Annotated in this window: 21 protein-coding genes; 13 read left to right on the top strand and 8 right to left on the bottom strand. The window is 63.2% G+C overall.

What is annotated here, in order from left to right:
• Positions 1 to 337 precede the first annotated feature (337 nt).
• The 6 genes from AC0QUY_RS23395 to AC0QUY_RS23420 are packed head-to-tail and all read left to right on the top strand — an operon-like array spanning position 338 to position 4,756.
• Positions 338 to 535, top strand: a complete 198-nt coding sequence (locus AC0QUY_RS23395; RefSeq protein ID WP_161850998.1) for a nitrate reductase — start codon at positions 338 to 340, stop codon at positions 533 to 535.
• Between the two features lie 6 nt (positions 536 to 541).
• Positions 542 to 823 (top strand): 4Fe-4S dicluster domain-containing protein, encoded by a 282-nt coding sequence (locus AC0QUY_RS23400; protein WP_475388567.1) that lies wholly within the window; start codon positions 542 to 544, stop codon positions 821 to 823.
• Entirely contained in the window at positions 820 to 1,083 is a 264-nt protein-coding gene (locus AC0QUY_RS23405) for a chaperone NapD (protein ID WP_475388568.1), read from the top strand. Before AC0QUY_RS23400 ends, AC0QUY_RS23405 begins: the two co-directional genes overlap by 4 nt.
• A gap of 4 nt (positions 1,084 to 1,087) precedes the next feature.
• Positions 1,088 to 3,583, top strand: coding sequence for a periplasmic nitrate reductase subunit alpha (gene napA, locus AC0QUY_RS23410; RefSeq protein ID WP_475388569.1), 2,496 nt, complete (start codon positions 1,088 to 1,090; stop codon positions 3,581 to 3,583).
• Entirely contained in the window at positions 3,556 to 4,053 is a 498-nt protein-coding gene (locus AC0QUY_RS23415) for a nitrate reductase cytochrome c-type subunit (RefSeq protein ID WP_161850994.1), read from the top strand. Before napA ends, AC0QUY_RS23415 begins: the two co-directional genes overlap by 28 nt.
• Before the next feature lie 7 nt (positions 4,054 to 4,060).
• Positions 4,061 to 4,756 (top strand): cytochrome c3 family protein, encoded by a 696-nt coding sequence (locus tag AC0QUY_RS23420; protein WP_475388570.1) that lies wholly within the window; start codon positions 4,061 to 4,063, stop codon positions 4,754 to 4,756.
• A 113-nt stretch (positions 4,757 to 4,869) separates the two neighbouring features.
• Here AC0QUY_RS23420 and AC0QUY_RS23425 read toward each other — a convergent pair whose 3' ends face one another.
• Positions 4,870 to 5,220: a hypothetical protein gene (locus tag AC0QUY_RS23425; RefSeq protein WP_475388571.1), complete on the bottom strand. Its 351-nt coding sequence runs from the start codon at positions 5,218 to 5,220 to the stop codon at positions 4,870 to 4,872.
• 519 nt (positions 5,221 to 5,739) lie between these two features.
• Here AC0QUY_RS23425 and AC0QUY_RS23430 point away from each other — a divergent pair.
• Entirely contained in the window at positions 5,740 to 6,207 is a 468-nt protein-coding gene (locus tag AC0QUY_RS23430; RefSeq protein ID WP_475388573.1) for a hypothetical protein, read from the top strand.
• A gap of 203 nt (positions 6,208 to 6,410) precedes the next feature.
• The gene (locus tag AC0QUY_RS23435; protein ID WP_475388574.1) at positions 6,411 to 8,645 is read left to right on the top strand and encodes a PAS domain-containing hybrid sensor histidine kinase/response regulator; all 2,235 of its coding nucleotides are present in this window, start codon (positions 6,411 to 6,413) and stop codon (positions 8,643 to 8,645) included.
• A gap of 126 nt (positions 8,646 to 8,771) precedes the next feature.
• Here AC0QUY_RS23435 and coaA read toward each other — a convergent pair whose 3' ends face one another.
• The 7 genes from coaA to hisB all read right to left on the bottom strand — a co-directional run bounded on the left by coaA (position 8,772) and on the right by hisB (position 13,481).
• Positions 8,772 to 9,728 (bottom strand): type I pantothenate kinase, encoded by a 957-nt coding sequence (gene coaA, locus AC0QUY_RS23440; protein ID WP_475388575.1) that lies wholly within the window; start codon positions 9,726 to 9,728, stop codon positions 8,772 to 8,774.
• Between the two features lie 15 nt (positions 9,729 to 9,743).
• On the bottom strand, positions 9,744 to 10,067 hold the full coding sequence (locus tag AC0QUY_RS23445) for a phosphoribosyl-ATP diphosphatase (protein ID WP_475388576.1): 324 nt from the start codon (positions 10,065 to 10,067) through the stop codon (positions 9,744 to 9,746).
• A gap of 83 nt (positions 10,068 to 10,150) precedes the next feature.
• Positions 10,151 to 10,927, bottom strand: coding sequence for an imidazole glycerol phosphate synthase subunit HisF (gene hisF, locus AC0QUY_RS23450; RefSeq protein WP_475388578.1), 777 nt, complete (start codon positions 10,925 to 10,927; stop codon positions 10,151 to 10,153).
• A gap of 10 nt (positions 10,928 to 10,937) precedes the next feature.
• A complete protein-coding gene (gene hisA / locus AC0QUY_RS23455; RefSeq protein ID WP_202639215.1) occupies positions 10,938 to 11,687 on the bottom strand; it encodes a 1-(5-phosphoribosyl)-5-[(5-phosphoribosylamino)methylideneamino]imidazole-4-carboxamide isomerase in 750 nt (249 codons plus the stop codon).
• The gene (gene hisH, locus AC0QUY_RS23460) at positions 11,675 to 12,325 is read right to left on the bottom strand and encodes an imidazole glycerol phosphate synthase subunit HisH (RefSeq protein WP_161850986.1); all 651 of its coding nucleotides are present in this window, start codon (positions 12,323 to 12,325) and stop codon (positions 11,675 to 11,677) included. The genes hisA and hisH overlap by 13 nt, the downstream gene beginning before the upstream one ends.
• The gene (locus AC0QUY_RS23465; protein WP_475388579.1) at positions 12,322 to 12,855 is read right to left on the bottom strand and encodes a DUF2628 domain-containing protein; all 534 of its coding nucleotides are present in this window, start codon (positions 12,853 to 12,855) and stop codon (positions 12,322 to 12,324) included. The genes hisH and AC0QUY_RS23465 overlap by 4 nt, the downstream gene beginning before the upstream one ends.
• Before the next feature lie 32 nt (positions 12,856 to 12,887).
• Positions 12,888 to 13,481 carry an imidazoleglycerol-phosphate dehydratase HisB gene (gene hisB, locus AC0QUY_RS23470; RefSeq protein WP_161850984.1) on the bottom strand — a complete coding sequence of 198 codons (594 nt, stop codon included), beginning with the start codon at positions 13,479 to 13,481 and terminating at the stop codon, positions 12,888 to 12,890.
• Between the two features lie 191 nt (positions 13,482 to 13,672).
• Here hisB and hslV point away from each other — a divergent pair, with 191 nt between their 5' ends.
• Genes hslV through hslU form a run of 5 tightly spaced genes read left to right on the top strand, consistent with a single transcriptional unit; the run spans position 13,673 to position 17,180 of the window.
• On the top strand, positions 13,673 to 14,224 hold the full coding sequence (gene hslV, locus AC0QUY_RS23475; RefSeq protein ID WP_475388581.1) for an ATP-dependent protease subunit HslV: 552 nt from the start codon (positions 13,673 to 13,675) through the stop codon (positions 14,222 to 14,224).
• 9 nt (positions 14,225 to 14,233) lie between these two features.
• Entirely contained in the window at positions 14,234 to 14,716 is a 483-nt protein-coding gene (locus tag AC0QUY_RS23480; protein ID WP_475388583.1) for a GNAT family N-acetyltransferase, read from the top strand.
• On the top strand, positions 14,709 to 15,218 hold the full coding sequence (locus tag AC0QUY_RS23485; protein WP_475388584.1) for a GNAT family N-acetyltransferase: 510 nt from the start codon (positions 14,709 to 14,711) through the stop codon (positions 15,216 to 15,218). The genes AC0QUY_RS23480 and AC0QUY_RS23485 overlap by 8 nt, the downstream gene beginning before the upstream one ends.
• The gene (locus tag AC0QUY_RS23490) at positions 15,215 to 15,826 is read left to right on the top strand and encodes a DUF2585 domain-containing protein (protein ID WP_475388586.1); all 612 of its coding nucleotides are present in this window, start codon (positions 15,215 to 15,217) and stop codon (positions 15,824 to 15,826) included. Before AC0QUY_RS23485 ends, AC0QUY_RS23490 begins: the two co-directional genes overlap by 4 nt.
• Positions 15,827 to 15,878: 52 nt before the next feature.
• On the top strand, positions 15,879 to 17,180 hold the full coding sequence (gene hslU, locus AC0QUY_RS23495; protein WP_161850980.1) for an ATP-dependent protease ATPase subunit HslU: 1,302 nt from the start codon (positions 15,879 to 15,881) through the stop codon (positions 17,178 to 17,180).
• The last annotated feature ends 35 nt before the right edge of the window (positions 17,181 to 17,215 follow it).

The raw sequence follows: 17,215 nt of genomic DNA on the forward strand, positions 1-17,215 counted from the left end.
CGCGCAAAAGCGTGAAGCGGTTTTCCGCGGGACAAACCCGACGCGTTTGCTCGGAGATCATGCCCAAGCTCAGTTGAGTCGCAGCAGCTCTTCCGGCGCAACGCGCCGAAAGATCATCAAATAATCCAAGCGTTTGTTCTTCATTATTTGATCCAGATCAATGAAGGATTTCCCGCGCGCAGCTACCCTATCGCTGCGGTGACGCATCCTGCAGCGGCGCGGGAACTCGTCGCGCGCTCCGTCTGACGGCGATGGCAATTGGCAAAGTAGCCGGCATGGGCGGGGAACGCGCGGCCGGCTGAGTAATTACTCGATTCCAAAGGCGGCAGGTCGTTACATGCCCGATACGTCAACTCAACTTGATGCGCAGCCGAAGAAGGTACACGGGGCAAGTCGACGTGCGGAATTCCTGGTGTTCGCCATCATCGCCGCCTTCATCTGGCCGGTGGTCGCCGTTGGCGTGGTCGGTGGCTATGGCTTTCTGGTGTGGATGTCCCAGTTGATCCTGGGGCCGCCCGGTCCTCCGGGAGCATGAAACGCCATGCAAACCCAGGGCCCCTCGCGCCGCGCTCTGTTTCGCGGTCAATTCCTCACCAAACCGGTCGCCGTCATCGGTGACGCATGCCTCGCCGAAGCCGGCATCGTGTGCCGTTCCTGCGGCGATGTCTGTCCTGCTTCCGCGATCAGCTTCCGCCCTCGAACAGGATTGCCGCCTCAGGCCATCGTCAACGAAGCTGCCTGCACCGGATGCGGTGAATGCATCGCTGCCTGCCCAGGCGCCACGATCGTGCTGGGCGCCGCGCGTGGCGGAGACGCCGCATGACAGACGAAGTCACCATTCACATTTCGAGCGCGGTCGTATCCGTGCTGCCCAAACACCGGGACGAGGTATTGCAGGCGCTCGCTGCGCTGCCGGACGTCGAGATCCATCAGCGCGACGCCAGAAAGATCATCATCGTGATGGAGGCGGCCGAGAGCGGAATCCTCGGTGGCCGCCTTGCCGAAATCGCATGCTGGCAGGGAGTCTTGTCGGCCAACATGGTGTTCGAGCAGGTCGAAAGATCAGCCGATATCGGAGACTAGGATCATGTCACTCTCGCGACGCGAACTGTTGAAGGCGCAGGCCGCCGCCGTCGCCGCCGCGGCCGCCGGCATCACCGTTCCTGCGGCCGCGCAGCCAGTGGCGGGCGGCATCGGATCGCTGGAGATCAAATGGTCGAAGGCGCCGTGCCGCTTCTGCGGCACCGGCTGCGGGGTGATGGTCGGCGTCAAGGCCGGCAAGGTCGTCGCCACCCACGGCGATACGCTCGCCGAGGTCAATCGCGGGCTGAACTGCATCAAGGGATATTTCCTCTCCAAGATCATGTATGGCGGCGACCGCCTGACCACGCCGCTGTTGCGCAAGAAGGGCGGCGTCTTCGACAAGAACGGCGAGCTGACGCCGGTTTCGTGGGACGAGGCCTTCGACGTGATGGCCGCCCGCGCCAAGGCGGTGCTGAAGGAGAAGGGCCCGACGGCGCTCGGCATGTTCGGTTCGGGCCAATGGACAGTCTACGAAGGCTACGCCGCCACCAAGCTGATGCGGGCCGGCTTCCGCTCCAACAACCTCGATCCGAATGCGCGCCATTGCATGGCCTCCGCAGCGGTCGCCTTCATGCGCACCTTCGGCATGGATGAGCCGATGGGCTGCTATGACGATTTCGAAGCCGCCGACGCCTTCGTGCTGTGGGGCTCGAACATGGCCGAGATGCATCCGATCCTGTGGACGCGTCTCACCGACCGCCGGCTGAGCCAGCCGCATGTGAAAGTGGCGGTGCTCTCGACCTTCACCAACCGCAGCTCCGATCTCGCCGACATCCCGATCGTGTTCAAGCCCGGTACTGATCTGGCGATCCTGAACTACATCGCCAACCACATCATCACGACGGGGCGGGTCAACCAGGATTTCGTCAAGAACCACACCACGTTCGTCAAAGGCACGGTCGACATCGGATACGGCCTGCGCGCCGACCATCCGCTGGAAGTCAAGGCCAAGGGCGCAGCAAATGCAGGCGCGACGCAGCCGATCGATTTCGACGCCTACGCCGCCTTCGTGAAGGACTACACGCTCGAGAAAGTATCCGAGCTCACCGGCGTCGAGCGCGGCTTCCTGCAGGAGCTCGCCGAGCTCTATGCCGATCCCAAGCGCAAGGTGATGTCGCTGTGGACGATGGGCTTCAACCAGCATGTCCGCGGCGTCTGGGCGAACCAGCTTCTCTACAATCTGCACCTTTTGACAGGAAAGATCTCCGAGCCCGGCAATTCGCCGTTCTCGCTGACCGGGCAACCCTCCGCCTGCGGCACGGCGCGCGAGGTCGGCACTTTCGCGCACCGTCTGCCCGCCGACATGGTCGTCACCAACCCGGAGCACCGCAAGCACGCGGAAGAAATCTGGCGCATCCCGCACGGCATCATTCCGGAGAAGCCAGGCTACCACGCCGTCGAGCAGGACCGCATGCTCCATGACGGCAAGCTGAACTTCTACTGGGTTCAGGTGAACAACAACATGCAGGCCGCGCCGAACAATTCGCGCGAGACCTATCCCGGCTACCGCAATCCGGACAATTTCATCGTGGTCTCGGATGCCTACCCGACCGTCACCGCGATGGCCGCCGATCTCGTGCTGCCGGCGGCGATGTGGGTGGAGAAGGAGGGCGCGTACGGCAACGCCGAGCGCCGCACCCATGTGTGGCGGCAGCTCGTCAATGCGCCGGGCGAAGCGCGCTCCGATCTCTGGCAGATGATGGAATTCTCAAAACGCTTCACCACCGACGAGGTATGGCCGGCGCAGATCCTCGACGCCAATCCGAACTATCGTGGCAAGACATTGTTCGACGTTCTCTTCCGCAACGGCAATGTCGACAAGTTCCCGACGACCGAAATCCCCGCCGAGTACGAGAACCGCGAAGCGAAGGCGTTCGGCTTCTACGTGCAGAAGGGACTATTCGAGGAATACGCCCAGTTCGGCCGCGGGCACGGCCACGATGTCGCTGATTTCGACACCCTTCACGAGGTGCGGGGACTGCGATGGCCTGTTGTCAACGGCAAGGAGACCAAGTGGCGCTATCGCGAAGGCCTTGATCCCTATGTGAAGCCGGGCAAGGGCGTCGAGTTCTACGGCAACAAGGACGGCAAGGCGAGGATCATCGCGGTACCGTACGAGCCGCCGGCGGAATCTCCGGACAAGGAGTTCGATATCTGGCTCGTCACCGGCCGCGTGCTCGAACATTGGCACTCCGGCTCCATGACCATGCGGGTGCCGGAGCTCTACAAGGCGTATCCCGGCGCCAGGGTCTACATGCATGCCGAAGACGCCCGCGCCCGAGGCATCAATGAGGGCGCGGAAGTCCGGGTGATTTCCCGGCGCGGCGAAATCAGGAGCCGGATCGACACCAAGGGCCGCAACCGGATGCCGCGCGGCGTGGTCTTCGTACCCTGGTTCGACGCCAGCCAGCTCATCAACAAGGTGACGCTGGACGCCACCGATCCCATTTCCAAGCAGACGGACTTCAAGAAATGCGCGGTCAAGATCATCCCGGCCTGAAGAGACTTCGAACGCCGCTCGCAGGCGCGCTGCTTGGCGGCATGCTGGTGTTCGTCTGCGGCGCGATCTACGCGCAGAATGCGCCGCAGGTCGTGCCGCGCGTCACCGGCGCCGCTTCGCCCATGGGCGACGTGCCGGCGCCTGCCCTGGCGCGGCCCGTCATCGATGACAAGCGGTTGATGCGCAACTATCCGGAGCAGCCGCCGATCATTCCGCACTCGATCGACAATTATCAGCTCACGCTCAAGACCAATCGCTGCCTCGACTGTCACCGGCGGCAATTCACCGAAGGCTCGGGTGCGCCGATGATCAGCGTCACCCACTTCATGGACCGCAACGGGCAGGTGCTCGCCGATGTCACCCCGCGGCGCTACTTCTGCACCGCCTGCCATGTCCAGCAAACGGACGCACAGCCGCTGGTCCCGAGCACGTTCAAGGACATGCTGCTCGTCGAACCCGAGAAAAAGTGAGTGGGCGATGAAGCGGCTCAAGGAACTGCTGATCTGGTTCTGGCGCATAGCCAGCCGGCCCAGCACGCATCTCAGCCTAGGATTTCTCGCCCTCGGCGGCTTCGTCTGCGGCGTGCTGTTCTGGGGCGCCTTCAATACTGCGCTCGAAGTCACCAACACCGAGAAGTTCTGCACTTCCTGCCATGAAATGCGCAGCAACGTGTTCGAGGAGCTGCAGCACACGCCGCACTTCTCGAACCGTTCGGGCGTCCGCGCCAGTTGCCCCGACTGTCACGTTCCGCACGACTGGACCGACAAGATCGCCCGCAAGATGCAGGCTTCCAAGGAGGTCTGGGGCAAGATCTTCGGCGTGATCGACACCAGGCAGAAGTTTCTGGATCACCGGCTCGAGCTCGCCAAGCACGAATGGGCGCGGCTGAAAGCCAATGATTCCCTGGAATGCCGCAACTGCCACTCCGCGGTCGCGATGGATTTCACCAAGCAGACGCGGCGGGCCGCGGAGATCCATGGCAAATTTCTCATCACCGGCGAGAAGACCTGTATCGACTGCCACAAGGGCATCGCGCACGAATTGCCTGATATGACCGGCATCGAGCCGGGCTGGCGGGCGCCGCCGGAGTTGAGGGAGCGCCAGAGTTTTCGTCAGGATCCGCGCTCCGAACTGGCACGCTACCTGGCGGGCGCCGCAGCCGAGCGGCCCTAGAGCATGATCCGGAAAAGTGTGTAGCGGTTTTCCGAAAAGATCATGCTCAAACAAAAAGATAAAGCGGGATGACGATTCGCAGAAAAGTCATCACGCTTTAGCGCGGGATGCGGTTATGGCGCGTCGCAGAACACGTCGATCTTCTGTTTCACGTTATCGGAAGGATACTGCTGCTTGTCACTGCCGCCGCAGCTGATGAGAACGAAGAATCCCTTGTTGCATCCCCAGCGCTCCATGTCTTCGGCCCCGAACAACTCACCTGGCCCGACGCTGCACTCCGTCTTGCCCTCGCACATGCGCTTCACATGCGATAGGAATTTCGGCCCAATGGTCAGATCGGGTGGAGCCTTGGCGCAGGCCATCCTCGCCTCGAGCACTTGCTTCATCTTCTTGGCGGACGCGGAATCTGCGGTGGAGATTGCCGCGCTGACAATCATGACGACGAGCCCCAACAATTTTCGCATGACGCAACCCTTCCTCGGTCAGTCCAACACGCACCGTTGGCAAACTTGCTTGCGTCGTGTCCGTGAACCGCAAGCTGATTTGCCTCGCGTACAAGGGCAATTTTATGCAGCAAGTGCGGCAAACTGATACGCACTCACTTGTCATCACCCGCGAAAGCGGGTGACCCAGTATCCCAGAGATGCCAGTGATTGAATCGAGAAGCCGCAGCGTACTGGCGACGAGCTCACGTAATTCTTCCCGAGCGAAGCGACGAAGCAATCCATCGATCCGCGGGCGGAGAGCTGGATTGCTTCGCTGCGCTCGCAATGACGCTGAAAGGCCGCAGCGTACCGGATGCCCTGCCGATGCGGAAACGACGGCCATCCATGAGGCGGCCGTGCATCCCCTCCTCCCACTCGCGATCAGGATGCTGCCGCCGATGAAAACAACCGGCATCAACTTGGCGGTAACTAATTTCTTTCACACTCTGCCAACCATAAGCCCCATGTCGTGGGCTCATGGCGAGCGAGTAGCGTGTCATGTTGCGTTTGAAAGTCCTGGTCTCCGTGGTTCCGCTGGCGATTGTCGCCCTGTTCGCGCGGAGCGAGTTTGTGGGCGGTTCGCGGCCCTGCATCGAAATCGCGGGCACTTCCGTCCAGATCGCCCCCCTCTCCTGGGAGGCGCACCACCACGTCAGCTTCACCAACGATCCGTCCCGCGCGACGGTTCGGGTCCAGATCTCCGACAGCCCGGAAGCGGCCGACTTCACCGTGATCGACGACATCGATACGGCCGAGGCAGGTGCCTGCGAGAGCAATACGCCGCCGCGACTGGTCGCGATTTCCCGAAAACCCTCCGGCTCCGATCCCGTGATCTATCTCTCCCGGGACGGGCCGGCCGATTACCGCATTTTCGTGTCCTCGAAGAGCTTTTCGCTGCTCGATGCCGCTGCCCTGATCGTCGGCGCCCGCGGCGAGCGCCACCGCATCCAGGCGGCGTCGCTCTAGGTTTGGAGCACGGTCTTCTCGGAAAACCGGTTTCCACTCTTCCTGACCATGCTCGGTTAACGTTTCATTCACCCTGTTCTCATCGCGGCCGTTACGCGTTGAGCACCTCAAGCACTTTGCAACGTCGGCGACGCATCGTCTGTCTAAGGCATACGGCGCAGCGGGCCGGTTCAGTTCAAGCAGCAAGCTCAGGGTCATTGGCGATGGGGCTGACATTCCGGATCAAACTTCGCTTTCGCCGTTTCGGCCGCCGCCATCCCTGGCTCACCTTCGCGCTTCGGTCGTTGATGATCTTCTCGATCGTGTTCGGCGTCGCCTATGGCTTCATCGCCGGAAGCAAGACGGAAAATTCCGGCTATGACCCGCACGCTTTTGCGATCGGCGTCGCCTTCCTGTTCGCTCTCGCCTGCGTCGCGCTCGCGGCCTTGAGCTTCCGGCTGCGGCTGCTACGCAAGAGAATGCGCAAGATCGCGCTTCATAATGAAGCGCTCGCCGACCGGAATTGGGAACTGCAGGAAGCCGAGCAGCGCGCCCGTCGCCTGTTCGAGGCACAGGGTGACCTGATTGTGCTGCGCGATGCGGAAGGCCGCATCACCTACGCCAACGACGCCTATTGCGAGCTCGCGCAGATGCCGCGCGACGCGCTGATCGGCAGCCGCTTCGCACTTCGCGTTCTCGAACAGGGCGACACCGCGTTGGAGCCGAACGGCACCCGCGTTCACGACCAACAAATCGAGGGCCCGCTCGGCCCGCGCTGGATCGCATGGCGCGAGGGTCTGGTCCGCAACGACGCCGGAGAGCGCGCGGAAATGCAGAGCGTCGGCCGCGACGTCACCGACCGCACCGAGAGCGAACGTGCGCTGACCGATGCCCGCGACCAGGCCGATGCCGCGAGCCGCGCCAAGTCGCGTTTCCTTGCCATGGCAAGCCACGAGATCCGCACGCCGCTCAACGGCATCATCGGCATGAGCGGCCTGTTGATGGATACGCCGCTGACCCCGGAACAGACGACCTATGTCAAGGCGGTGAAGACCTCCGGCGACGCGCTGCTGTCGCTGATCGAAGAGCTGCTGGACTATTCCAAGATCGAGGCCGGCAAGATCGATCTCGACCATCGTCCGTTCGCGCTGTCGGGCCTGATCGAGGACATCACCGAATTGCTGGCGCCGCGCGCGGAGGCCAAGAAAATCGAGATGGCCGCCTATGTTGACGAGCGGCTGCCGAGCGTGGTGGTCGGCGACGCGGCGCGGCTGCGTCAGGTGCTGCTCAATCTCGCCGGCAATGCCATCAAGTTCACCTCGACCGGCGGCGTCGCCCTGATCGTCGAACCCGGCATCTGGCCCAATGAAATCAGTTTCCTGGTGCGCGACACCGGCATCGGCATCGAGCCCGAGGCGCGCGAGCGGATCTTCCGCGAGTTCGAACAGGCCGACGACAAGATCGCCCGCAGCTATGGCGGCACTGGCCTTGGTCTCAGCATCTCCGACCGCATCGTCAAGCGCATGGGCGGCCGCATCGCGCTGGAAAGCCAGCCGGGCGCCGGTTCGACATTCGAAGTCTCGATTCCTCTTGTCGCTGCGGCTGGCGAACAAACCTCATTCGCCGCGCCGGATCTCTCCGGCCAGTCGATCATGCTGGTATCGCCGCAGAACATCGAGGCCTCGCTGGCCGCGCGGCGGCTACAGCGCTGGGGCGGTCAGACCTGCATGGTGTCGGATACCGATGTCGCGGAGGCCCTGTTGCCCGAGCGCGCCTGGCACGCCGTGCTGATCGACCACGCGCTGGGGTTGGCCGATATGCAGCGACTTAGCGAAGCTGCACGCCTTCACGCCACGCAGCGCATCGTGATGTTCACGCCGGCGACACGGCACGAATTGCAACCGTCCACGATCTCCGCCTTCACCGGCTATCTGGTCAAGCCACTGCGCGCCGCCTCGCTCGCCGCACGGCTGATGGCAGCACCGGAAGTGACCTCGCCGAGCCTGGAGCCGACCATCGATCCGATCGATCAGCCGGCCGCCTCCTCGGCCAAGGGCCTGTCGATCCTCGTTGCCGAGGACAATCAGATCAACGCGCTATTGATCCGCTCACTGCTCGGCCGGCTCGGCCATCACGCCATGATCACCACCAATGGTGCCGAGGCGCTGGAGTCCTGGCTGGCGGCGAAATCGGCGGGCACCCCCTATGATCTCGTGCTGATGGACATCCAGATGCCGCAGCTCGACGGCATCGAGACCACCAAGCGGATTCGCACGCTTGAGGCCGGCGAGCCGGCAAGCCGGACACCGATTCTCGCGCTCACCGCCAACACGCTGGTGGAAGACCGCTACGCCTGCTTCGAGGCCGGCATGGATGGATTCCTGATCAAGCCGCTCGACCGCGAAAAGCTCGCCGAGGCGCTCCTTGGCCTGATCACGTCCCGTCACATCGCGGCGTGAGGTGATAGCGAAGGATTTGTAGGGTGGGCAAAGCGACGCGTGCCCACCGTTTCAATTAGCGATCAGGAAAGATGGTGGGCACGGCGCAAACGCGCCTTTGCCCAACCTACGAAACCGGCGCGTAGGTCACAGCCGCCGCAGCGAGACCGTCTCGACCAGATGATCGGCGCGCTTTTTCAGGATCAGCGTCGCGCGCGGACGGGTCGGCAAAATATTGTCCTCGAGATTGGCGAGGTTGGTGCGCTCCCAGATCGCGATCGCGGTCGCAGTCGCCTCCTCGTCCGAGAGCACGGCGTAGCGATGGAAGTACGATTTGGGATCGGTGAACGCGGTGTCCCTGAGCGCGAGGAAGCGCCGCACATACCATTCGCGCAGCACCGGCTCCTCGGCGTCGATATAGACCGAGAAATCGAAGAAGTCGGACACCACGGGCACCGCCTTGCCGTCGCGCGGCAGCCGGCCGGTCTGCAGCACGTTGACGCCCTCGACGATCAGGATGTCCGGCGTATCAACCTCGATCCACTGGTTCGGAACGATGTCATAGACCAGATGCGAATAGACCGGTGCGCGCACCGGCCGGCGGCCGGACTTGATATCGCTGAGGAACGACAGCAGCATCGGCAGATCATAGCTCTCGGGAAAGCCCTTTTTCTGCATCAGGCCCTGCCGCTCGAGCGCGGCATTGGGAAACAGGAAACCGTCGGTCGTCACCAGGTCGACCTTGGGCCGCGGCGACCAGCGTGCCAGGAGCGCCTGCAGCACGCGCGCGGTGGTCGACTTGCCGACCGCGACCGAGCCTGCGACGCCGATGATGTAGGGCACCTTGCGATCACGGATGTCGAGGAACTGACGCTGCGCCCGATAGAGCCGATCGGTGGCGTCGACATAGATCGACAACAGGCGCGACAGCGGCAGGTAGATGTCCTCGACCTCCTGCATGTCGAGGCGGTCGTGCATCGAACGCAGCCGCTCGAACTCGCCCGGCTCCAGCGTCATCGGCGTGTCGTCGCGCAGCCGCGCCCACTGCTCGCGCGTGAAGATGCGGTAAGGGTTGTACTGCTGGTCGGGAGCCCGAATATCCATCAGCTGTCCTCTCGGTCAGTCGCGCTTGCGCGACGCCTTCTCCTCAAGCCCGGACATCGACGTCCGCTGCGCCAGCGCGGCTTCGACCTCCTCGAACGTCACGCCGCGCGCCTTCAAAAGCACCAACAGGTGAAATACGAGATCGGCGCTTTCGGCGATCAGGTGGCCGCGATCGTTCTCGATCGCCGCGATCACGGTCTCAACCGCCTCCTCGCCCAGCTTCTTGGCGCAGTGCTCCGCACCCTTGTCGAGCAATTTGCGGGTGTAGGACGCCTCTCCTCCCGATGCGGCCCGTGCATCGATGGTGGCGGCCAGATCGTGGATCGTGAAACGCGACATCAACCGAACTCAACACTCGCGCCCGGCCGAAGGCCGCGGCACCGTCCCGAACAGGGACTTAGCACTTTTGTGACAGGGAGTCGTCAGGGATCGAGCCGCATCGGCAGGCCAGCGCGGACCATGTGCTCCTTGGCTTGGCGTATGGTAAATTCGCCGAAGTGGAATATCGAGGCGGCCAGCACCGCGGTGGCGTGGCCCTCGCGGATGCCGTCGACGAGATGGTCGAGATTGCCGACGCCGCCGGAGGCGATGACCGGTACGGGGACACTGTCGGCGATGGCCTGCGTCAGCGGCAGGTCGAACCCCTGCCGCGTGCCGTCCCGGTCCATTGAGGTCAGAAGGATTTCGCCAGCGCCGAGCGACACCACTTCCTGCGCGTATTCGATGGCATCGATCCCGGTGGAGTTGCGGCCGCCATGGGTGAATATCTCCCAGCGGTCCGAACCGCCGGCGCGCTTGACCCGCTTGGCGTCGATCGCGACCACGATGCACTGTTCACCGAATTTTTCGGCCGCCTGCTTGACGAATTCGCGGTTGGAGACGGCGGCCGAGTTGATCGAGACCTTGTCGGCGCCGGAGCGCAAGAGCGTCTTGATATCCTCGATGGTCCGCACCCCGCCGCCGACCGTCAGCGGCATGAAGCAGGCCTCCGCCGTGCGCCGCACGACGTCCAGCATGGTGCCGCGGTTTTCGTGGGTGGCGGTGATGTCGAGGAAGCACAATTCGTCGGCGCCTGCGGCGTCATATGCAATCGCCGCTTCGACAGGATCGCCGGCATCGCGCAGGTCGACGAAATTGACGCCCTTGACCACGCGACCGTCCTTGACGTCGAGACAGGGAATGACGCGGACCTTGAACATGGCGAACCTCCTAGGCCGCGGCGCGCGCGTTGCGGATCAGCGTCAGGGCTGCAGCAGGATCGAGCCGTCCGTCATAAAGCGCGCGGCCCGCAATGGCGCCGGCGAGCTTTTTGGCGCGTGGCTCCAAGAGCGCCTTGACGTCCTCAATGGATGCAAAACCGCCGGAGGCGATGACGGGGATCGAGATGCGCTCGGCCAGCGCGATCGTGGCATCGAGGTTGAGGCCCTTCAACAGCCCGTCGCGGGCGATGTCGGTGAAGATGATCGCGGCGACGCCAGCGTCCTCAAACCGTTGCGCGATTTCGAGCGCGGTCACTTGCGAGGTTTCGGCCCAGCCTTCGACCGCGACCTTGCCGTCACGTGCGTCGAGTCCCACGGCGACGCGGCCCGGGAATTTTTTCGCGGCGCTCTTCACCAGTTCCGGATCGCGCACCGCGGCCGTGCCGATGATGACGCGCGCGATACCCTTGTCGAGCCAGGCTTCCACGGTCTTGAGATCGCGAATGCCGCCGCCGAGCTGCACCGGCATGGTAACCGCCTTCAGCATCGCCTCGACGGCGAGCGCATTCATCGGCTTGCCGGCAAAGGCGCCGTCGAGATCGACGACATGGAGATATTCGAATCCCTGTTCGGCGAAGGAACGCGCCTGTGCTGCGGGATCGAGGTTGAACACGGTGGCGCGCGCCATGTCGCCCTGCTCGAGGCGCACGCACTGGCCGTTTTTCAGGTCGACGGCGGGAAAGAGAATCACGGCTTCCACTTCAGGAAATTCGAGATCAGGGCCAATCCAAATCGCTGGCTCTTCTCGGGGTGAAACTGCGTGCCGATGGCGGTGTCCTTGCCGACCATCGCCGTCACCGGCCCGCCATAGTCGGCGCGCGCCAGCACGTCCGCCTCGTTCGAAGCGTTGAGATGGAACGAATGCACAAAATAGGCATGGCGGCCCTTCGGCCCGAGCGGCAGGCGTTCCAGCACCGGATGCTCGCGGACCATGTCGAGCGTATTCCAGCCCATGTGCGGGATTTTCAGGTTTTCCTCGCGCGGCGAAATCTTCTCGACGTCACCCGCGATCCAGTTGAAGCCGTCGGTCGTGACATGCTCCTTGCCGCGGGTTGCCATCAACTGCATGCCGACGCAGATGCCGAAGAACGGCCGCGCCTTGACGCGCACCGCTTCCGTCATCGCTTCCAGCATGCCGTCCACGGCGTCGAGGCCGCGGCGGCAATCGGCAAAGGCGCCGACACCGGGCAGCACAATACGGTCGGCGCGAAACACCGCGTCCGGATCGCGCGTCACCATGACCTTCTGCGGCTCTTCCATGCTCCGCGCGGCGCGTTCAAACGCCTTTGCCGCCGAGTGAAGATTGCCCGAGCCGTAATCGACGATCGCAACGGTCATCGCGGCCCTCCCGGCTCCGGGAACAGGCCGATGATCCCGCCCTGCGGCAGTGGCGGCGGCGGTTTGGAGAACGACTGGCCGGGGACGTTGCGGGTCGGCGGCGGTGCGCCACGATCGACCGCGTATTGGTCATTGGTGAAGCCCCGCTGCTTCGCAGCCCAGCGCTCGAAGAAGCGGCGCTCGGCCGCTTCCTGGTCGTCGGCGACCACGATGTCTAGCTGGCGCCATTTGCGCCGAGATAGTGTCCAGCGCCGCAAGCTGGCCGCTTCGAGCCCCATCAGAATGGCTAACAGGACGTCAACGATGAAGATCGTACCGCGGGTGGCGCCAAGCGCCGCCATTCCGAACTGGATCGCAATAACCAGAACGATCCAGCCGATCAATGCCAGCCAAAGGCGATGCCAAAGCAGCCAGATCACGCTCGCGACTGCAGCCCAGAAATGGAAGCCGTCACGAACGAAGACGAATTTATCGGCCGCCGCCAGGTCGGCGCCGTCACCCACGGGGGCATGCACTGTATAAACCCGCATCGTAGCTCTCCGCCGCGAGACGCGAACGATAATCAGCCGCCGAGCTGACCCTTGGTGGAAGGCACTTCGCCTGCGTTGCGCGGATCGATCGCGACTGCGGCACGGAGCGCCCTTGCCAGACCCTTGAAACAGGATTCGGCGATATGATGGCTATTCTCGCCATATAAGGTCTCGACGTGCAAAGTCACGCCGGCGTTGATGGTGAAGGCGTTGAACCATTCGCGCACCAGCTCGGTGTCGAACTGGCCGACCTTGTCGCGCGGAAAATCGACCTTGAACACCAAGACCGGCCGGCCCGAAATGTCGATCACGACGCGCGACAGCGTCTCGTCCATCGGCATGTGGACCGAGGCATAGCGGGTGATGCCGGCCATGGTGCCGAGCGCCTGCTTCACGGCCTGCCCAAGTGCGATGCCGACGTCCTCGGTGGTGTGGTGGTGGTCGACGTGGAGGTCGCCATCGGCCTTGACGGTGATGTCGATGCGGGAATGCCGGGCCAGGAGATCGAGCATATGATCGAAAAAGCCGATCCCGGTCGAAACCTTGGACACGCCTGATCCGTCGAGGTTCACCGCGACCTCGATGTCGGTTTCCTTGGTCTTGCGCTTGATGGACGCTGTGCGCATGAAAACTGCTTCCCTTGGGCCGCTCGGGGCCGAAAACGCGGCCCTTTTAACAGGCGGATGTCACCTTCGCTACTGCGGGATGACGCTCGGCGGGCCGAAGTTCGGCCTATGGTGACCGGAATCCCGGCCCAAATGCCGTGATTGTAACCCTCCCCGCCAGCCCCTAAATCTGACGAGAACGAGGACAATCCATGCAAGCATCAGAGAACAACCTGCCGATCTGGCACGGCACGACGATTTTGACGGTCCGCAAGGGCGGCAAGGTGGTAATCGGCGGCGACGGCCAGGTCTCGATCGGCCAGACCGTCATCAAGGCCAACGCCAAAAAGGTCCGCAAAATCGGCAAGGGCGACGTGATCGGCGGCTTTGCCGGGGCCACCGCCGATGCCTTCACCCTGTTCGAGCGGCTGGAAAGCAAGCTGGAGCAGTATCCGGGGCAATTGACCCGCGCGGCGGTCGAACTTGCCAAGGACTGGCGGACCGACCGCTATCTGCGCCGGCTGGAGGCCATGATGATCGTTGCCGACAGGGACGTCTCGCTGGTCCTGACCGGCACCGGCGACGTGCTGGAGCCGGAAGCGGGCGTGATGGCGATCGGCTCCGGCGGCAATTACGCACTGGCCGCCGCCCGCGCCCTGGTCGAAACCGACAAGGATGCCGAGACCATCGTGCGTCGCGCGCTCGATATCGCGGCCGACATCTGCGTCTATACCAACCGGAACGTCACGATCGAAACGCTGTAGGACGCGCCCATGGCATCGGAATATGCCTTCCGCCCGATGACGGCGGCTGACCTCCCGCTGATCCAGCGCTGGCTGGCGCAACCGCATGTCGCCGAATGGTGGCATGATCCTGAGGCGTTTGAGTTCGTCAGCGGCGATCTCGACCATCCCGACGTAGCCCAGTTCATTGTGACGCTGGACGATCGTCCTCTCGGTTATCTGCAATGCTACCAGATCGGCGAATGGCACGACGGCCTTGGACCGCAGCCCACCGGCACAAGGGGAATCGACCAGTTTATCGGCGAAGCCGATAAGCTTGCGCTCGGCCATGGATCGGCTTTCATCCGCTCTTTCATTGAACGGCTGATGAGGAAAGGCGTACCGCGGATCGTGATTGATCCGAGCCCGACCAATTCGCGTGCGATCAGGGCCTATGAGAAGGCCGGCTGCCGTCGCGTGCGCGAAGTAGACACGCCCGATGGCCCGGCGCTGCTGATGGTGCGCGATGCGTGATACAAGGCAGGCGATGCCGGATGATCCCTATCAGTTTCGTTCGATGACATCGGCCGATCTGCCGCTGGTCCGGCGCTGGCTGGCAGAGCCGCACGTGGTGCAATGGTGGGGCGATCCGGCCGAGCAATATGACCTGGTCAGTGGCGACTTGAACGAACCCGCGATGGACCAGTTCATCGTTTCGGCAGGCAGCAGCGATTTCGCCTATCTGCAATGCTACGACCTGACCGCGTGGAATTCAGGGTTTGGCGAACATCCGCGCGGCACCCGCGGCATCGACCAGTTCATCGGCGAGCCTGATATGATCGAACGCGGCCATGGTTCGGCGTTCATTCGCGCCTTCGTCGACGAGCGCCTGCGGAATGGTGCGCCGCGCATTGTCACCGATCCCGATCCGGCGAATACCCGGGCCGTTCGTGCCTATGAGAAGGCGGGGTTTGAAAAAGCTGGTATGGTCGACACACCTGATGGGCCCGCTCTACTGATGGTGCGCAACGCATGACCTCTACCAGCAGCATCGAAAAAGCTTCGGCTACCCGCGCACTTTCGGCCTGGCATTGGTTCGCAATCGCCGCCGGCATTATCGCACTTCAGGCCGCCATCCTGTACGGGATGGGCCGGCTGCCGATCTGCGCCTGCGGCTATGTCAAACTCTGGCACGGCGTGGTGCTGAGCTCAGAGAATTCGCAGCACATCGCCGACTGGTACACGCTGTCGCACGTCCTGCACGGTTTCCTGTTCTACGGCGCCGCCTTCGTCGCGTTCCCGCGCCTTGCCTGGCAGGGCCGCCTGATCCTCGCGATGCTGGTCGAGGGCGGCTGGGAACTGGTCGAGAATTCCGACTGGATCATCAACCGCTACCGCGCCGGCACGATCTCGCTGGATTATTTCGGCGACACCATCGTCAATTCGGTCGCCGATATGCTTGCGATGATCGGCGGCTTCCTGATGGCGAAAAGGCTTCCGGTGGCCATCACCGTGGCGATGGCGCTGCTGTTCGAGCTCGTGTTGGCGCTGCACATTCGCGACAATCTGACGCTCAACATCATCATGCTGATTCATCCCTTCGAGGCGATTAAGCTATGGCAAGGTGGGCCGCCGATCATCTGATCTGCCTCACCTGCGGCTTGTTCTCGCAACATTGGACGCCTACCTAGGACACATGACCGACTTTTCTCCCCGTGAAATCGTCTCCGAACTCGACCGCTTCATTGTCGGTCAGGCCGACGCCAAGCGCGCCGTCTCGATCGCGTTGCGCAACCGCTGGCGGCGGCTGCAGCTCACCGGCAACTTGCGCGAAGAGGTGCTGCCGAAGAACATCCTGATGATCGGGCCGACCGGCGTAGGCAAGACCGAGATCGCGCGGCGGCTGGCGAAGCTTGCCAACGCTCCCTTCATTAAGGTCGAAGCCACCAAGTTCACCGAAGTCGGTTATGTCGGCCGCGATGTCGAGCAGATCATCCGCGATCTCGTCGAGGTCGCAATCGTCCAGATGCGCGAGCGCAAGCGCAAGGACGTACAGGCCCGCGCGCAGCAGGCCGCCGAAGAGCGCGTGCTGGATGCACTGGTCGGACCGGCGTCGAGCCCGGCGACGCGCGATTCCTTCCGCAGGAAGCTGCGCGCCGGCGAGCTCAACGACAAGGAAATCGAGATCGAGACGCAGTCGTCCGGCGGCATGCCGATGTTCGAAATCCCGGGCATGCCCGGCGCGCAGATGGGCGCGATTTCGATCGGCGACATTTTTGGCAAACTCGGCGGACGAACCAAGACCCGCCGCCTGACGGTCGAAAACTCGCACGAAATCCTCGTCAACGAGGAATCCGACAAGCTGCTGGACAGCGATCAGCTGGTACTGGAAGCGATCAGCGCGGTCGAAAACAACGGGATCGTGTTCCTGGACGAGATCGACAAGATCTGCGTGCGCGATGGCCGTACTGGCGGCGACGTTTCGCGCGAAGGCGTGCAGCGCGACCTGCTGCCGCTGATCGAAGGCACCACGGTCACGACCAAGCACGGCGCAGTGAAGACCGACCACGTCCTGTTCATCGCGTCCGGCGCGTTCCATATTGCAAAGCCCTCGGACCTGTTGCCGGAATTGCAGGGGCGCCTGCCGATCCGCGTCGAGCTGGAAGCGCTGACGCGCGACGACATGCGCCGGATCCTGACCGAGCCGGAGGCGTCGCTGATCAAGCAATATGTCGCGCTGATGCAGACCGAAGGCGTCACCCTCGACATCACCGGCGACGCCGTCGACGCGCTGGCAGACATTGCGGTTGCCGTCAATTCGACAGTCGAGAACATCGGCGCGCGGCGGCTGCAGACGGTGATGGAGCGCGTGCTCGACGAGATTTCCTTTGCCGCGCCGGACCGTCATGGTGAGACCATCAAGGTCGACGCCGATTACGTGCAGAAGCACATCGGCGACCTCGCCAAGAACGCTGATTTGAGCCGGTTTATTTTGTAGTAACTTCGTAGCCCGGATGCAGCCAACGGGTCGCG

It is taken from the genome of Bradyrhizobium sp. WYCCWR15520, assembly GCF_056174665.1.

Coding starts and splice junctions, on each gene's coding strand:
- AC0QUY_RS23395 (WP_161850998.1), top strand. CDS start 338: ATGCCCGATACGTCAACTCAACTTGATGCGCAGCCGAAGAAGGTACAC.
- AC0QUY_RS23400 (WP_475388567.1), top strand. CDS start 542: ATGCAAACCCAGGGCCCCTCGCGCCGCGCTCTGTTTCGCGGTCAATTC.
- AC0QUY_RS23405 (WP_475388568.1), top strand. CDS start 820: ATGACAGACGAAGTCACCATTCACATTTCGAGCGCGGTCGTATCCGTG.
- napA (WP_475388569.1), top strand. CDS start 1,088: ATGTCACTCTCGCGACGCGAACTGTTGAAGGCGCAGGCCGCCGCCGTC.
- AC0QUY_RS23415 (WP_161850994.1), top strand. CDS start 3,556: ATGCGCGGTCAAGATCATCCCGGCCTGAAGAGACTTCGAACGCCGCTC.
- AC0QUY_RS23420 (WP_475388570.1), top strand. CDS start 4,061: ATGAAGCGGCTCAAGGAACTGCTGATCTGGTTCTGGCGCATAGCCAGC.
- AC0QUY_RS23425 (WP_475388571.1), bottom strand. CDS start 5,220: ATGCGAAAATTGTTGGGGCTCGTCGTCATGATTGTCAGCGCGGCAATC.
- AC0QUY_RS23430 (WP_475388573.1), top strand. CDS start 5,740: ATGTTGCGTTTGAAAGTCCTGGTCTCCGTGGTTCCGCTGGCGATTGTC.
- AC0QUY_RS23435 (WP_475388574.1), top strand. CDS start 6,411: ATGGGGCTGACATTCCGGATCAAACTTCGCTTTCGCCGTTTCGGCCGC.
- coaA (WP_475388575.1), bottom strand. CDS start 9,728: ATGGATATTCGGGCTCCCGACCAGCAGTACAACCCTTACCGCATCTTC.
- AC0QUY_RS23445 (WP_475388576.1), bottom strand. CDS start 10,067: ATGTCGCGTTTCACGATCCACGATCTGGCCGCCACCATCGATGCACGG.
- hisF (WP_475388578.1), bottom strand. CDS start 10,927: ATGTTCAAGGTCCGCGTCATTCCCTGTCTCGACGTCAAGGACGGTCGC.
- hisH (WP_161850986.1), bottom strand. CDS start 12,325: ATGACCGTTGCGATCGTCGATTACGGCTCGGGCAATCTTCACTCGGCG.
- AC0QUY_RS23465 (WP_475388579.1), bottom strand. CDS start 12,855: ATGCGGGTTTATACAGTGCATGCCCCCGTGGGTGACGGCGCCGACCTG.
- hisB (WP_161850984.1), bottom strand. CDS start 13,481: ATGCGCACAGCGTCCATCAAGCGCAAGACCAAGGAAACCGACATCGAG.
- hslV (WP_475388581.1), top strand. CDS start 13,673: ATGCAAGCATCAGAGAACAACCTGCCGATCTGGCACGGCACGACGATT.
- AC0QUY_RS23480 (WP_475388583.1), top strand. CDS start 14,234: ATGGCATCGGAATATGCCTTCCGCCCGATGACGGCGGCTGACCTCCCG.
- AC0QUY_RS23485 (WP_475388584.1), top strand. CDS start 14,709: ATGCGTGATACAAGGCAGGCGATGCCGGATGATCCCTATCAGTTTCGT.
- AC0QUY_RS23490 (WP_475388586.1), top strand. CDS start 15,215: ATGACCTCTACCAGCAGCATCGAAAAAGCTTCGGCTACCCGCGCACTT.
- hslU (WP_161850980.1), top strand. CDS start 15,879: ATGACCGACTTTTCTCCCCGTGAAATCGTCTCCGAACTCGACCGCTTC.